This is a genomic window from Fodinibius salsisoli (assembly GCF_026229185.1).
Classification (GTDB): Bacteria; Bacteroidota; Rhodothermia; order Balneolales; family Balneolaceae; genus Fodinibius; species Fodinibius salsisoli.
Window position 1 is genome coordinate 41,503 of record NZ_JAGGJA010000013.1, and the last position, 14,018, is coordinate 55,520.

The following is a 14,018-nucleotide window of genomic DNA, read 5'->3' on the forward strand; positions in this document are numbered from 1 at the left end:
TTATCTGCTTTTGGGCGATTTATCTACTTTTTTTCTACAAATGGAGGTTTGTGAACAGTGGCTTCAGCCTTTTTGTTTCGGATTTCCACGAAAATTTTGCTGCCATCTTTGGTAAACTCTTTGCTCACATATCCCATCCCAATGTTGTCACCCAATGTAATAGAACGAGATCCACTGGTTACAAAACCAATTTCATTATCTTCACTATCAAAAATAGTGTATCCGGAGCGAGGAATCGAACGTTTTTCTTCAATAGTAAATCCAACCAACTGTCGACTTATGCCCTCGTCTTTGGCTTCCATGAGCGCATCGCGTCCAATAAAGGCTCCTTTATCCAGCTTGGTGAGCCAGCCCATACGTGCTTCCAGTGGATGGGTTTCTTTTGTAATATCGTTGCCATACAAGGCAAAGCCCATTTCCAGGCGCAGCGTATCACGGGCACCCAGTCCACAGGGTTCAATACCAAATTCCGCACCTGCTTCCATGATGGCCTTCCAAATTGCTTCCGGGTCTACATGATCTTTATTGAAATAGAGCTCAAATCCTTTTTCTCCGGTATAGCCGGTAGCTGAAATCGTAATATCGTCAAAGCCGGCCAGTGATCCCAGTTCAAAAGTATAGAATTTAATGGTGGATAAATCCGTATCCGTCAATTTTTGAAGGGTTTCTACCGCCTTAGGTCCCTGCACGGCAAGCAGACAAGTATCGCCAGAAAGGTCCGTAAGCTCCGCATCAAACGAATTGTTTTGATCAATCCATTCAAAATCTTTACCAATATTGGAAGCATTTACGACCAGGATATATTCGTTTTCATCCAGCATGTACACCAGCAGATCGTCAACGATACCACCGTCTTCATAACACATAGCCGAATACTGAGCCTTGCCTGGCTTCAGTTTCGATGCATCATTGATCGTCACATGTTGAACCAAGTCCAGTGCCTCATCTCCCGTCACATAAAATTCGCCCATATGGGAAACATCAAACATGCCCACTCCATTGCGCACAGCTTTATGCTCTTTACGAATACTATCGTACTGTACGGGCATTTCAAAGCCCCCGAAATCAATCAGTTTTGCTCCGGCCTGTTCGTGGAGATTATAAAAAGGGGTTCGCTTCAACATTCGTTACTTTTTGTTTAATCGATGATTATTTGAGATTTGATCTTCTGATGATACTGCTTCTGCGCCATCTCAATGCGGGATACAGGAAATAAGAACCTCTACAAAGCTGTTTAAAGATCTGAACCCTGTATCTTTGAATCAAGTTGCCAAAATACGTATTTCTGAATAGAATGAAGAATGATTTCTTTAACTAATAGACGTTTAGCATCTGGAATTAAATCCTTATCTTCCCAGACTAAATGTTTTTAGCATTAACTGAAGATTTATTTTCCAATGCCGATTAACAAGCAGCAAGTCCGTACGGCCCTGACCCACGTAATGCACCCCGAGATGGGCAAAGATCTCGTTACGCTGGATATGATTGAAGACCTGATTGTACAGGATTCGTTCATTACATTCACCATTGATTTACCTGAAAAAAATGTGTCGCTGGAAACCGCCCTCAAAGAAAAGTGCGAAGAAGCGATACGTAATTTTGTGGATAAAGATGCGATACTCGATATCAATACTGCGGTAAACATATCCAAATTCCGAAATAAGGAAGATAAAGGGGAGTTTCCCGGACAAGGTCATCGCAACAAGAAGGAACAGGAGCGTGATAAAGAGGAGGATGGCGAACTGCTTTCCGGCGTTAAAAACATTATTGCCGTCGCTTCTGGAAAAGGCGGCGTGGGAAAATCTACGGTAGCAGTCAACCTGGCCTGTGGATTGGCCCGCAGTGGTGCCAAAGTAGGCCTGCTGGATACGGATATTTACGGGCCAAGCATTCCTACCATGATGGATGCTCACGAGCGGCCTAATATTACGACCCAAAAGCAACTCGTACCTCTAAAGAAACACGGTATCCGCTTCCTCTCCATGGGCCTGCTCGTTGATCCCGACCAAGCGATGATCTGGCGTGGACCGATGGTCACCAGTGCCGTTAAGCAATTTATGGAAGAAGTGGAATGGGGCGAGCTGGATTACTTGGTGCTCGATCTTCCTCCCGGGACCGGCGATATACAGCTGACGCTGGTACAAACCGTACCTCTTACCGGGGCCGTCATTGTCTCTACGCCTCAAACCGTGGCTCTCGATGACGCCCGAAAAGGCGTTGCCATGTTTAAGAAGGTAAATGTGCCGGTGCTGGGTATGATTGAAAATATGGCCTATTTTGTGCCGGAAGATATGCCGGATAAAAAGTACCATATTTTTGGCAAGCATGGGGTTCGCAAGCTTGCTGAACGGATGGGTACCAACTTCCTTGGAGAAGTTCCCCTGGAACAGGCCGTCCGTGAAAGTGGTGATGAAGGCAAGCCCATCGTATTGCAAGAAGGACTGGAATCAAAATCGGCCCAGGCCTTTGTTGAGATATCCAATAATGTGATGCAGCAGATGGCTATCAGAAATCAACAACAGGATCCTACGGAAAAAATTGACATTAAGATTAAGCCATGATACAACACGGATGAAGCAGGTCGAGCAGATATTCACCGATATTATATCTGCAAAAACCCGCTAAAACAGTGTAATCTGCATTCTATTATCTTTGGCTTAGCCCAAGTAAAAAGTGCCATATGGTGAGTGCAGCCAGCTTAGCGGTCTGGCCATCGCGATCGTATTTGGGATTAAACTCTGAGAGGTCAAAAGAGGTGACCTGCTCATTTCTCCCCGCCAGGTAGGCGGCTGTAAGCCAAAGGTCGACGGGCAACCCATTGGTACAGGGCGCACTTACTCCGGGTGCCTGTGACTGATCAACCACATCCATATCAAAGGTGACCATTAGCCGATCGCTACTGTGCTGGTGAAAGAAACCCGAAATTGAGGTGATATTGGTTTCATCCCGAAACAAGACACTCCCTCCCTCTTTCTGAATAAACTCGACATGGGCCTTGGCCACGACATGCGGTTGCAAGCCGGCCACCAGGTAGCTCTCCGCCCAGCCATCCGGATACTTCAACGCCTGGCGGAAAGGAGAGCCAGAGTGAGGTTTGCCATCCTTCAGTGGACGCACATCGGTGTGGGCATCCAGGTTAAAAATTGCGGTTTCTAATTCTGCTTTGGCATACCCAAGGAAATGTCCGTAGGCTGTTTCGTGTCCACCACCCAGTATAATCGGTATCGTTCCCTGTTCCACGTAAGAAGCTGTAATATCTGCCAAAGCCTCTTGATCGTCAGCGAGTTCACCCTTCACCTGCACATTACCAATATCCATTGCATGCTCAAGTAACTGGGTAAAAAGCTTCGTCTCTTCGGCATCAGGCGTCATGTGGTAAAGTGCTTTACGGATTTCATCCGGAGCCTGGGCTGCTCCCACTCTACCGCCATTACGCCTAACCCCTTCATCAGAAGGAAACCCAATGATTACGACTTTGGGATTTTCAACCTCCGAACGCAACCACCCTCCAAGCCTTGGATCGTCTTTATCGGTTTTTGGGGCAGCAATAGTCGGCGGATTCAACATAAAACAGGTAGTTAATTATCATTAAACCGCTTAAAAAAATGGAAAAAGGATTGATTTCTCAACCCTTTCTCCCCTCATGACATCTTTAAGACTTCATTAATTCTTAGTGTTCCGAATGCAATGCTACACGATTTCCTTCCGTATCCTCAATGATGGCCATAAAGCCGTATTCATCGGTAATTTTGGTTTTAGGCTGAAATATCTCTCCGCCAGCATCCTTTACTTCATCTAAGGCCGACTGGAGATCCGGGTTTGCATTCAAATAAATAAGCGCACCTTTTTTGCTCGGCTTGTAGAACTCTTTATGTTCACAGAGTGCACCACTGACGCCCATCTCAGCGGTAGGAAACATGCTCATTTTCAGTTCATCACCCATATCCATATCAGCCATTTCGATATCTAATATGCGCTGATAAAATTTCTTGGCCCTCTTTAACTTTTTAACAGGAATTTCAAACCAAGCTACTGCATTTTTTCTTTCTTTTACGGTTGTTTCCATAACGAACCCTCCCTTTTATTTGTTAAGGTTGAATAAGAATAGTACGGTAAAAAGTAATAAGCTGCTATTTTCTTTTTTCTCCCTTAATAAAAATATCAGTACAGGCATTCCCCTTGTAGTGATACATCCAGAAGTCCGGGTCTGGCGCATCAATCACGGCAAAATCAGCTGACTTACCCTCTTCGATGGAACCCACTGCGCGATGTCGGTGGATGGCTTTAGCGGCAATCAGCGTAGCCCCTTTTAGCACCTGCGCCGGCGTCATCCGTCCCTGGTTACAGCTTAACATCATGGCCAGTGGCAAACTATAGCTTGGGGCCGAACCAGGGTTGAAATCAGTCGCTACTGCTACTTCTACCCCTCCTCCAATTAAACGCCGGCAGTCCAGCGGCTGCTCTTGCGTATATAGCGAAGCTAATGGCAATGTAACGCCAACCACACCCGCTGCTGCCATAGCTTCAATTCCTGCATCCGAAATTTTTTCTAAATGATCGGCACTGGCGGCTTCCAGTTCAGCAGCAAGTTCAGCTCCTCCGCAAGAAGTCAACTGATCGGCATGCAGCTTTGAATGAAGCCCATAAGTCTGGGCTGCTACCAGGATGCGGCGCGACTCCTCAATTGAAAAGGCTGATTCTTCGGTAAATACATCACAAAAATTGGCAAGCTTTTCTTCGGCAACAGCGGGAATCATCTCTTCAATCACCAGATCAATATATCCCTTCCGGTCGTCCTTAAATTCCGGTGGAATGGTATGGGCGCCTAAAAAAGTCGGGATAACATTGACCGTATAGTGTTGATCCAGCCGCTTATATACACGCAGTAGCTTCAACTCCTCTTGGAGCGACAGTCCGTAGCCGCTTTTACATTCAACGGTTGTAACTCCCAGCCGAATCATTTCTTCTAAAAAGCCTGATGCTCTCTCATAAAGCGCATCTTCGGAAGCTTCTCTGGTGGCCTTGACGGTTGAAAGAATTCCACCCCCGGCTTTTGCAATTTCCAGGTAGCTCTTACCACTAACCCGCATTGCAAACTCATCGGAGCGCCCCCCCCCAAACGCCAGGTGGGTGTGGCAATCTACCAGTCCCGGGATGACCATCTTACCACCAGCATCATGGGCGGACTCATTATTATATTTTTCTGGCAAATCGATTTCTTGGCCGACCCATTCGATCGTACCATCCTTCCAGGCTATGGCTGCATCTGTTATGGGATAGATATCTTCCTGCCTCCCTTCATCTTTGCACGTTGCCAAATATCCAATGTTTTTTAGAACAGGCATATTTACCCTCCCTGTTTCCCTCCCTATGCATAGGGAGGGATCTCTTATTTTAAACTATTTAAAATTTTCTGCTTTACATCATCCATATTCTGCAGCTCTTCATTGCGTAATCGCAAAACTTCTAATCCTAATTCCTGTAAAACAAGATCCCGATTATAATCATACTCCTTTTGGTAATCATGAATTTGCCCGTCCAATTCAATAACCAATTCCGCTTCTGCACAATAAAAATCAGCGATAAAGAAAAATCGTTGCCCCTTCTTTTTATTGTATACTATTGGATGTTGTCTTAAAAATTTATATCCATATAGTTGCTTCCTCCGAAGTTGTTGCCATAGCTTCTTCTCAGCATCAGTCTGATGTTTTCTCAGCCGACGTGCGAGATCTCGAATTTTGCTCCACTTTGTCATAACAGACTCTTAATTAGCCCCTCCCTGTTTATAGGGAGGGGATGGGGTGGGTATAATTTACCCTATCACATTTCCCTTCTCATCATACTCCATATAAGGATTGTAGGCAATTTCCCACAGATTCTCTTCCGGGTCCGCAATATAGCCGCTATACCCGCCCCACGGCGTTTTTTCAGGTTTTTTGGCAACAGACGCCCCCTTTTGTACCAGGTTTTCAAAAAGAGTATCCACCTCCTCTTCGGATTGCAGGTTATGAGCCAGGGTGAAAGGCTTAAAGACCGTACCATCTGCCCTTACCTGTGCATCTTCAGCAAGGTCTTCTTTTCCAAATAATGCCAACTGGATGCCATTAAGCTGGAAGAAGGTAATGTTATCATTGCTGTTTTCAGTAGCTTGCCAGCCAAAAACATTCTCGTAAAACTGTCGCATCTTTTTAATATTACTTACTCCTATTGTTATCAGTGTCAGTCGCTGTTCCATTCTCTTCATCCTTATGCTAGTTATAAATTAAATATCGGCATTCACCCAAAAGGGACGCATGCGATGCGTCTCTACATATATTTTGATAGCCTACACCATCTCAACCAGCTTATTTTCTACTGCGGCCACCATACTTCGATCCTGTAATAACTCCACTGCTTTATTGATCTCATCCTTAAAATAATGATCGGTCGTGGCATGTGGAATGGCATCCCGTACAAAATTGTGAGCTACATCCACACCTTTGCCCGGCTTTAGCGGCTTACGGAAGTCCAGTGCCTGGGCCGCCGAAAATAATTCAATGGCCAGCACCTGCTCCACGTTCTGATAGACCTCCAGTAACTTCAAGGCGCTGATGCTTCCCATACTCACATGATCTTCTTGCCCCAGGCTGGTTGGAATGGAATCAACGGAAGAAGGATGACACAGCACTTTGTTTTCGGAAACCAGTGAGGCCGAGGTGTATTGCGGGATCATAAAACCTGAATTGATACCCGTCTCTTCCATCAACAGTTCGGGCAGTCCATCGTGCCCTTCCAGTAACAGGTAGGTGCGTCGTTCGGAGATACTGGCAAATTCGGCCAGGGCAATTTTGGCGTGATCCAAGGCCAGGGCCAACGGCTGACCATGAAAATTACCTCCGCTTATAATATCCCCATTTTCAAAAACTAATGGATTATCCGTGACGGAATTCAGCTCGGTTTCTATAACTTGTCGGCTGTAGCGCAGGCCATCGCGACTGGCTCCATGCACTTGCGGCACGCATCGCAGGCAGTAGGGGTCTTGCACCTTCCCGCAGTGGCGATGAGACTCTAAAATTTCGCTCTCCACCAGTAATTCACGTACATTTCTTGCCACTTCCTGCTGGCCCATGTGGGGACGTATTTCATGAATCCGCCGATCAAATGGTTTGATACTGCCCTGCAGTGCTTCCAGGCTCATGGCTGCAATCAGATCCGCTGCTTTCATCAGGCTCAGTGCTTTCTCCAGCACATATGCTCCGTAGGCGCTCATCAGCTGCGTACCATTAATGAGAGACAATCCATCCTTTGCCTGCAGGTCAATAGGATCCAAATCATGCTGATCCAACACTTTTTGAGCAGGAATGGTATCCGTACCCTCGTTATTCCAGAACAAACCGTAACCCAACAGCGGCAGAGCCATGTGCGCCAGTGGAGCCAGGTCTCCGGATGCACCCACACTTCCCTTTTCCGGCATCGCGGGGATAAGATCGTGATCAGAGAAGTAGATCAGCCGGTCAAAGGTTTCCTCGGAAATTCCTGAATTTCCCAATCCCAGGGAGTGAATTTTGAGCTGCAACATAAGCCGAGAAATATCTTTGGGGATCAGCTCGCCTACGCCTACGGAATGCGAAAGAATCAGGTTTCGCTGGAGCTGCTTAAGCTGCTCTCCCTTCACCCGCTTATTGGCCAACGCGCCAAAACCCGTATTGATGCCGTACATGGGCTCATCGCTACCAAGAGCCTCCTCAACGATTGCCCGGGCTTTTTTAATCGGAGATTTATCCTCTTTCAATGAGGCAATACTCTGTTTAAGATCAGGATACAGACTGGAAAGATGAATCATGGAATCGGTCTTTTCTTTTTAAGAAAGATAGGGGAATAGATCCAGTTGCCCAACCTCACGCTTTCTGTTACCCAAAGGCGGAACGCAATCTTTCGCTCCACCGTTAAACAATCTACTCTAAAAATAAATCGATTCTTATTATGAAAGCAGCATTGTACGATAGTTTTGGAGATCCCGAGCAAGTCAAAGTGGGCGATATAGATCCGCCTGAAGTCGGAGAGGGTGAAGTCTTGGTACGCATAGAAGCAGCCGGGGTGAATCCCGTGGATGCAGCCGTGCAACGCGGACACCTGCAGGGCAGACTTCCACATACATTCCCCATCATTCCGGGCTGGGATATGGCCGGTGTCATTGAAGAACGTGGTTTTTCAGCCCGCCGGTTCGAGGTCGGAGACGCCGTTTTTGGATATGCCCGCCGGCCGGTCGTGCAGTGGGGCACCTTTGCGGAATATGTGGTTATCCCCGAAAGCTATCTGGCCAAACAACCACAATCTATACCCGCAACCGAAGCCGGGGCTATCCCCTTAACCGGACTTACAGCCTACCAGTCTATCTTCGATGCCGGGCGCCTTGAAGCTGAAGAAACTATTCTCATTTTGGGTGCATCGGGAGGGGTCGGCAGCTTTGCCATCCAGCTGGCCAAAACAGAGGGTGCTGAAGTTATTGGAGTTGCCAGCCAATCCAACCATGACTACATGAAACAGCTGGGAGCCGATGCCACCATTGATTATCATAGCGAACATATCGGAGAAGCCACTCTGGATATAGCTCCTGAAGGTGTGGACCTCATTTTCGACTGCAGCAGTGGCGAATCGATGCAGCAAAGCCTCTCAGCCCTGAAAAACGATGGTAAATTGGTTTCCATCCTCAATACCGGCGAAAACCTCGATCCGGATATCGACTTTGAATATGTGTTTGTAGAGCCTAACAGCTCCCAACTGGATACGTTGGCCGACCTGGTCGATGCCGATAAGCTGGATATTCATATCAGCAAGACCTATTCGCTGGATGAAACGCCCCAGGCGCTTCAAAATATCGAGCAACGACATACTAAAGGAAAAACAATCATCATCCCATAGCCCCCAAATGGGTTTTGCAAATACCTGAAATAAACCTTTACTTCTCCATTCTTAATTACAATCCCGACCCTCGGAGCAGTATCATCGAAGCATCGTTGCTCTAACACACAGTTTGATGAATAATCAAAAATTTATAATCGACTTTGACAGTACCTTTGTAAGTGTTGAATCATTAGATTTATTGGCAACCCTATCCTTAGATGGCCGAGCTGATAAAGAAGAGAAAGTACAACAAATAGCTGATATCACGGATTTGGGTATGAATGGAGATATTTCATTCACCGATTCTCTCAAGAGAAGATTAGCGGTATTAGAAGCAAATAGATCGCATCTGCAAGCACTTATCCCTCTTCTAAAATCCAACATTTCACCTTCCTTTGAACGGAATCGAGACTTTATTCAAGAGCATTCCGACTCCATTTATATCATTTCAAGTGGATTTAAAGAATTCATCGTGCCGGTTGTCGCTGATTTTGGTATTGCTGAAGATCATGTCTTGGCCAACACCTTTGAATTTGATGGGGATGGAAACATTACCGGTGCGGACCAACAAAATCCTCTCGCAGGTGATGGAGGGAAAATAAAAGTCGTTGAAGAGCTGGGCCTTACCGGAGATATTCTTGTCATTGGCGACGGTTATACCGACTTCGAAATAAAGCAAGCCGGTCTTGCTGAAAAGTTTTTTGCTTTTACCGAAAATGTAAGCCGCGACAACGTTGTGGAAGAAGCAACATTTGTTGTTCCTTCTTTAGATGAAGTGCTGTTTGCTAAACAGACATAAAAAACCTTTTCGGTGGATGAAATAGCTGATTCAAAAATATTACAACACTACACCTACGGAGGAAACGGTTATTATATCTATACCTTAAACCGTAATTTGTATCTTTGATATAACGTAACCGGAATATTCGTTTCAATAGGCATGTCCATATCATCCTGCATTTTATGTAACTATCCCAACGTTCAACTCTTTTACGAAGATACTTCTGAACATTATGCCAGCAAATACTTTCAGTGCCGGCGATGTCGATTAATCTTCGTTCTCCCCAAAGACCGACCCAGCCCCAAGGAAGAATTTGAGCGCTACGAAACGCACGAAAATGATCCGAAAGATGAAGGCTATCGAAACTTTTTGAGCCAGTTGAGCAATCCTCTTTCTGAGCTTCTGGAACCCCAAAGCAAAGGGCTCGATTTCGGATCGGGTCCTGGCCCAACTCTCAATATTATGTTTGAAGAACAGGGCCACCAGATGAATATTTATGATCCCTTTTATGCGGATCATCCCGAAGTTTTTGAAGAAACCTATGATTTTATCACCGCTACGGAAGTAGTTGAACATTTGCATGAGCCGGGCAAAGAGTTCCAACAGCTATGGTCTTGCCTGCGTCCGGGGGGCTATTTGGGCATTATGACTAAACGAGCAAAGGATGATGAAGCTTTCTTTGCTGATTGGCATTACCGCCTGGATGAAACACACGTTACGTTCTATACTCAACAGACCTTCCGTTGGATTGCCAATCATTGGGAGGCCTCGATCATCTATACCGCTGACCGGGTGGTCATTTTCCAAAAAGAAGACACTCAGTAGTCTTTAACCAAGTTCGCGGTTTTACTTCAGCTCACTCAGTAAATCCTGAAGATCCAGCGGCTGCGTCACCATCTTAATGGATCCATCTTCACTATAATCCCACTCCTCCCTGGGACGGTCGCGATAAAGCTCTACCCCGTTGCCATCGGGGTCATCCAGGTAAATAGCTTCGGATACCCCGTGATCGCTGGCTCCTGTTATTGGATAATTTTCATCCTTCAGCCGCTGCAGTATCTTAGCCAAATCTTTTCGTGTGGGATACAAAATGGCTGTATGGTATAATCCTGTGCTGTTGTGAGGCGGAGGCGTCCCGCCTTTACTGTGCCAGGTATTTAGCCCAATATGATGATGGTAACCGCCCGCCGAGATAAAGGCCGCATTTTCACCGTAAGTGGTGGTCAGCTCAAAACCCAACAAATCACAATAAAAAGCCAGTGCCCGATCCAAATCAGCTACCTTCAAGTGGACATGCCCTATACGCGTTTCTGCGGGAGTGGTATAATTACTATTCATAGATATCCCTACTAAATCTGTTTGTTTACAAACTTATTATAAAGTAATAGGCCATAATACCACTGGCAATGACTTTGATTACGGTATTTGTCAACAGCCCGGCAAAGGAACCCAAAGCTGATTTAAAGGCCCGGTCTGATGATTGTCCGCCAATAAGTTCGCCTACAAAAGCACCAACCAGTGGACCGACAATCATCCCGAAAGGCGGGAAAAAGAAGATACCGATAATCATTCCGATGATACTTCCCCAAACACCATAAGCCGAGCCCCCTAGCTTTTTGGTTCCATAAGCGGGGATTATATTGTCCAGCACCATGATTGCAGCGACTATCAGTGCCCAAACGACAAGAAAGGTGGTCGTAAAAGGCTGAGAAGCCAACTGAAGTACCAACAGTCCACAGTAAGTAATGGGCGTACCCGGCAGTATGGGGATAAAGGAGCCCAAAAAACCGGCAACAATACATAAACCACTTATAATAATGAGCAGTGTTTCCATAACAGGTTCTATTGATTATCGGTTAACGGGCCGAGCGGACTTTCCTCGCACTCTTCTCGCTTTACATTATAGGTAATATCTGAAATTTTCCACCCTTCCGCGGTTTTGATAAGCGAAACGAGGTTCGTTCCGCAGTGAGAGAATTTTCCATTGGCGTGTAGATCGTAAGACATCCAGGCCATGGCAATATTTTGGTCTACCAAAACCTCTGTATCCCACATGCGCTCCACTACTTCTTGCTTAAAATTACCGATGGCCTGCACAAAAGCCTCATTGTCGCTTAGCGAAATATCTCCACTCTCACTCACGCGGAACGTATGACCTCCATGGGCAAAAACTGAGGCTGCTTTCGCCGAATCGGCCCCGTCCATCGCATCAAAGAGGGTCTGGACCACATTTAGAACGGCCTCTTCCGGATTGGTTTCTTGTCCATGTACAGGGATTGCTACTGCAGTAAGCAACAGAATAATAAATGCTGTTGGGTAAAATTTTGCTGTCATATTTTTGATAAATTTTTAGTTTCATAGGGCTTCATGAAACCCCTCAGACGGCTGGTTTTGCCGTCCGATGGGTATCTTAATCCGTCTGACCACAAAATCAGCGGTCGGACGGATGAGCATTACAAATTATCCTTTCGGTGGACGAGCAAGCTGCCCTTTTACGTAGTTACAAATTTTTCAGGAATTCAGTCTTGCATTAACTATACGACCAACCTTCCCATTTAGATACAAAGCCTGCTTTCACAGGATTTTCCCTCCTTAAACTTGCCTTCAGCTATGCCTCTCAGCCAAATTCATCAAACCATTTTTGAGCCGTAAGTTGACTCACTTCTTCAAAATAATCATTGGTGAAATCTCCAGCATCGTTCGTTTCAGATCCCACTTCCCAAAGGTATTTTATCAATATGCTGCCTATAGCATGTATTGCCTCATGCCGATCTAATCCTTCTTGCATTAGCCGTTCCAGCGTTTCTTTAACGGGATACTTTTCTCCCTCGGCTATCTGATATTCGACCACTGCATGTATGGTAGAGTGGAGGTAAACGTTGGGTATATCGCTTTCGGACTGGGTATGATACGCCAGCACCAGCTCAATTCGTTCGGACTCATCAAGAGCGATCCATTCCTCAGGATCAGGAGGTTGAAGGGGATTATAGGAGGTAATCATGATGGCTATATTAGGATTAACGTTGCTCACATTTTTTACAGGACGAATCCCGCCATATCAAACTTCACAATATTCCAGTATCCGAGATCGCCTTTGGTCATCGTTGCTGTTATTTGAATTACTCATTAGCACCCTCCTTAAAGTAAGACAGGCATCCTGCCCGTCTGTTGGAACTGTGGTCGGACAAGATGTCTAACCTACATTAGGCTTTCTCTAAATTCTGATCTACAGTAAGTATATAACCATTCCTCCCAATAATCTACTAATTTAGCTTTCACCGGATTACTCAGCGTATAGCGAATAGTATTCCCCAGCTCATCCGAATCTTGGATGATATGACCATAACTTTCCGACTGCCAGAAAGCCCCTGACCGACCCAAGAGTTTATTGCATTTGCGAGCCGTATATCGTTTAAGTTACGCATGACATCCGTAATAGGCTTTTCCTTTTTTCATCATTTATTAGATGCTTAAAAATTAAATGCACATGATTAGGCATTATGCAATTCGCATATAAATCATACTCTTTCTTATCACTACTGCATGATGAAGGGCTTCTTGAACTATATCATCGGCTTTAAACCATGTTAAACCTATTTTAGCGCTATCGAAAAGGTCTTCATACCAACCCCCTCCGTCGTTTTTGTAGGTCGGACAGGATGTCCGGCCTACGTCGTTTTAAACATTTTTATGAATTCAGATTTACAATAGTTATGTGGCCACCGTTCCCATTTTTGTACTAAACCTGCTTTAACGGGATTATTCAAAATATAACGAATGGTATTTTCAAGCTCTTCATAATCTCTGATTACCCGGTCGTAGCTTTCCGGCTGCCAGAAGGTTCCCTTCCTGTTTAAAATTTTATTGCACTTTAACGCCGAATATGACTTTATACTCTGCATTATTTTTGTGATGGGGTAATCATTTCTTGATTCATCCGGTTCTTTCTGTATATCAAGATGTTTAAATGCAACGTGGACATGATTCGGCATAAGACAATATGCATAAAGATCATACGCTTGACTATCATAAAAATGCAGGCTGTCTCGAACAATAGCAGCTATATTTTTTCTCCTAAGCCAAGTTGGTCCTGTTACCCCCTCATCTAAAAACTCTTCGTACTTTTTAAATATCTTTCGCTGGATAAGAACTTCTAATCCTTCATTAATTTCATCATCAGCATTATTTAATTGTCTTCGGAGGTTTTTCAATCTATTGATAGCACTCCCTGGCAATGATCCTTTTAATCTAATAGTTATAAAATGCTCTCCTCCTTCTGGCTGCCAGTGCGGTAGTTTTCGTTTATAAAAAGACATAAATGCAGGACGGACATCTTGCCCGTCGTTTTCTTTAT

At 45.2% G+C, this 14,018-nt stretch carries 16 protein-coding genes; 4 read left to right on the forward strand and 12 right to left on the reverse strand.

What is annotated here, in order from left to right; translation table 11 throughout:
- Nucleotides 1–23 precede the first annotated feature (23 nt).
- Nucleotides 24–1,121, reverse strand: a complete 1,098-nt coding sequence (gcvT, locus tag J6I44_RS16345; protein ID WP_434084237.1) for a glycine cleavage system aminomethyltransferase GcvT — start codon at nt 1,119–1,121, stop codon at nt 24–26.
- Nucleotides 1,122–1,397: 276 nt separating this feature from the next.
- On the opposite strand from gcvT, the gene J6I44_RS16350 reads away from it, so the two are divergent.
- Entirely contained in the window at nt 1,398–2,561 is a 1,164-nt protein-coding gene (locus J6I44_RS16350) for an Mrp/NBP35 family ATP-binding protein (protein WP_265767230.1), read from the forward strand.
- 85 nt (nt 2,562–2,646) lie between these two features.
- On the opposite strand, the gene J6I44_RS16355 is transcribed toward J6I44_RS16350, so the two are convergent.
- The 6 genes from J6I44_RS16355 to hutH all read right to left on the reverse strand — a co-directional run bounded on the left by J6I44_RS16355 (nt 2,647) and on the right by hutH (nt 7,822).
- Nucleotides 2,647–3,567 (reverse strand): formimidoylglutamase, encoded by a 921-nt coding sequence (locus J6I44_RS16355; protein WP_265767231.1) that lies wholly within the window; start codon nt 3,565–3,567, stop codon nt 2,647–2,649.
- Nucleotides 3,568–3,670: 103 nt separating this feature from the next.
- Complete coding sequence (locus J6I44_RS16360) at nt 3,671–4,066, reverse strand: VOC family protein (protein ID WP_265767232.1); 396 nt, start codon at nt 4,064–4,066, stop codon at nt 3,671–3,673.
- A gap of 64 nt (nt 4,067–4,130) precedes the next feature.
- Complete coding sequence (hutI, locus tag J6I44_RS16365; protein WP_265767233.1) at nt 4,131–5,345, reverse strand: imidazolonepropionase; 1,215 nt, start codon at nt 5,343–5,345, stop codon at nt 4,131–4,133.
- Nucleotides 5,346–5,389: 44 nt separating this feature from the next.
- Nucleotides 5,390–5,755 (reverse strand): endonuclease domain-containing protein, encoded by a 366-nt coding sequence (locus J6I44_RS16370; protein WP_265767234.1) that lies wholly within the window; start codon nt 5,753–5,755, stop codon nt 5,390–5,392.
- A 57-nt stretch (nt 5,756–5,812) separates the two neighbouring features.
- The gene (locus tag J6I44_RS16375) at nt 5,813–6,244 is read right to left on the reverse strand and encodes a VOC family protein (RefSeq protein ID WP_265767235.1); all 432 of its coding nucleotides are present in this window, start codon (nt 6,242–6,244) and stop codon (nt 5,813–5,815) included.
- Between the two features lie 81 nt (nt 6,245–6,325).
- On the reverse strand, nt 6,326–7,822 hold the full coding sequence (gene hutH, locus J6I44_RS16380) for a histidine ammonia-lyase (protein ID WP_265767236.1): 1,497 nt from the start codon (nt 7,820–7,822) through the stop codon (nt 6,326–6,328).
- Between the two features lie 140 nt (nt 7,823–7,962).
- Here hutH and J6I44_RS16385 point away from each other — a divergent pair, with 140 nt between their 5' ends.
- The 3 genes from J6I44_RS16385 (at nt 7,963) to J6I44_RS16395 (ending at nt 10,489) form a co-directional block, all read left to right on the forward strand.
- Nucleotides 7,963–8,901 carry an NADP-dependent oxidoreductase gene (locus tag J6I44_RS16385; RefSeq protein ID WP_265767237.1) on the forward strand — a complete coding sequence of 313 codons (939 nt, stop codon included), beginning with the start codon at nt 7,963–7,965 and terminating at the stop codon, nt 8,899–8,901.
- 115 nt (nt 8,902–9,016) lie between these two features.
- Nucleotides 9,017–9,682, forward strand: a complete 666-nt coding sequence (locus J6I44_RS16390; protein ID WP_265767238.1) for an HAD-IB family phosphatase — start codon at nt 9,017–9,019, stop codon at nt 9,680–9,682.
- Between the two features lie 141 nt (nt 9,683–9,823).
- Nucleotides 9,824–10,489 carry a class I SAM-dependent methyltransferase gene (locus J6I44_RS16395; RefSeq protein ID WP_265767239.1) on the forward strand — a complete coding sequence of 222 codons (666 nt, stop codon included), beginning with the start codon at nt 9,824–9,826 and terminating at the stop codon, nt 10,487–10,489.
- A 21-nt stretch (nt 10,490–10,510) separates the two neighbouring features.
- Here J6I44_RS16395 and J6I44_RS16400 read toward each other — a convergent pair whose 3' ends face one another.
- The 5 genes from J6I44_RS16400 to J6I44_RS16420 all read right to left on the reverse strand — a co-directional run bounded on the left by J6I44_RS16400 (nt 10,511) and on the right by J6I44_RS16420 (nt 13,980).
- Nucleotides 10,511–11,002, reverse strand: coding sequence for a VOC family protein (locus J6I44_RS16400; RefSeq protein WP_265767240.1), 492 nt, complete (start codon nt 11,000–11,002; stop codon nt 10,511–10,513).
- 25 nt (nt 11,003–11,027) lie between these two features.
- The gene (locus tag J6I44_RS16405) at nt 11,028–11,498 is read right to left on the reverse strand and encodes a DUF456 domain-containing protein (RefSeq protein ID WP_265767241.1); all 471 of its coding nucleotides are present in this window, start codon (nt 11,496–11,498) and stop codon (nt 11,028–11,030) included.
- An 8-nt stretch (nt 11,499–11,506) separates the two neighbouring features.
- A complete protein-coding gene (locus J6I44_RS16410) occupies nt 11,507–11,998 on the reverse strand; it encodes a nuclear transport factor 2 family protein (RefSeq protein ID WP_265767242.1) in 492 nt (163 codons plus the stop codon).
- Between the two features lie 283 nt (nt 11,999–12,281).
- The gene (locus J6I44_RS16415; RefSeq protein ID WP_265767243.1) at nt 12,282–12,695 is read right to left on the reverse strand and encodes a DUF1841 family protein; all 414 of its coding nucleotides are present in this window, start codon (nt 12,693–12,695) and stop codon (nt 12,282–12,284) included.
- A gap of 637 nt (nt 12,696–13,332) precedes the next feature.
- Nucleotides 13,333–13,980 carry a transposase gene (locus J6I44_RS16420; protein WP_265767244.1) on the reverse strand — a complete coding sequence of 216 codons (648 nt, stop codon included), beginning with the start codon at nt 13,978–13,980 and terminating at the stop codon, nt 13,333–13,335.
- Nucleotides 13,981–14,018 lie beyond the last annotated feature (38 nt).

Bases quoted from the DNA above. Each gene is read 5' to 3' on its own strand.
- J6I44_RS16350 (WP_265767230.1), top strand. From the start codon at position 1,398: ATGCCGATTAACAAGCAGCAAGTCCGTACGGCCCTGACCCACGTAATG.
- J6I44_RS16355 (WP_265767231.1), bottom strand. From the start codon at position 3,567: ATGTTGAATCCGCCGACTATTGCTGCCCCAAAAACCGATAAAGACGAT.
- J6I44_RS16360 (WP_265767232.1), bottom strand. From the start codon at position 4,066: ATGGAAACAACCGTAAAAGAAAGAAAAAATGCAGTAGCTTGGTTTGAA.
- hutI (WP_265767233.1), bottom strand. From the start codon at position 5,345: ATGCCTGTTCTAAAAAACATTGGATATTTGGCAACGTGCAAAGATGAA.
- J6I44_RS16370 (WP_265767234.1), bottom strand. From the start codon at position 5,755: ATGACAAAGTGGAGCAAAATTCGAGATCTCGCACGTCGGCTGAGAAAA.
- J6I44_RS16375 (WP_265767235.1), bottom strand. From the start codon at position 6,244: ATGAAGAGAATGGAACAGCGACTGACACTGATAACAATAGGAGTAAGT.
- hutH (WP_265767236.1), bottom strand. From the start codon at position 7,822: ATGATTCATCTTTCCAGTCTGTATCCTGATCTTAAACAGAGTATTGCC.
- J6I44_RS16385 (WP_265767237.1), top strand. From the start codon at position 7,963: ATGAAAGCAGCATTGTACGATAGTTTTGGAGATCCCGAGCAAGTCAAA.
- J6I44_RS16390 (WP_265767238.1), top strand. From the start codon at position 9,017: ATGAATAATCAAAAATTTATAATCGACTTTGACAGTACCTTTGTAAGT.
- J6I44_RS16395 (WP_265767239.1), top strand. From the start codon at position 9,824: ATGTCCATATCATCCTGCATTTTATGTAACTATCCCAACGTTCAACTC.
- J6I44_RS16400 (WP_265767240.1), bottom strand. From the start codon at position 11,002: ATGAATAGTAATTATACCACTCCCGCAGAAACGCGTATAGGGCATGTC.
- J6I44_RS16405 (WP_265767241.1), bottom strand. From the start codon at position 11,498: ATGGAAACACTGCTCATTATTATAAGTGGTTTATGTATTGTTGCCGGT.
- J6I44_RS16410 (WP_265767242.1), bottom strand. From the start codon at position 11,998: ATGACAGCAAAATTTTACCCAACAGCATTTATTATTCTGTTGCTTACT.
- J6I44_RS16420 (WP_265767244.1), bottom strand. From the start codon at position 13,980: ATGTCTTTTTATAAACGAAAACTACCGCACTGGCAGCCAGAAGGAGGA.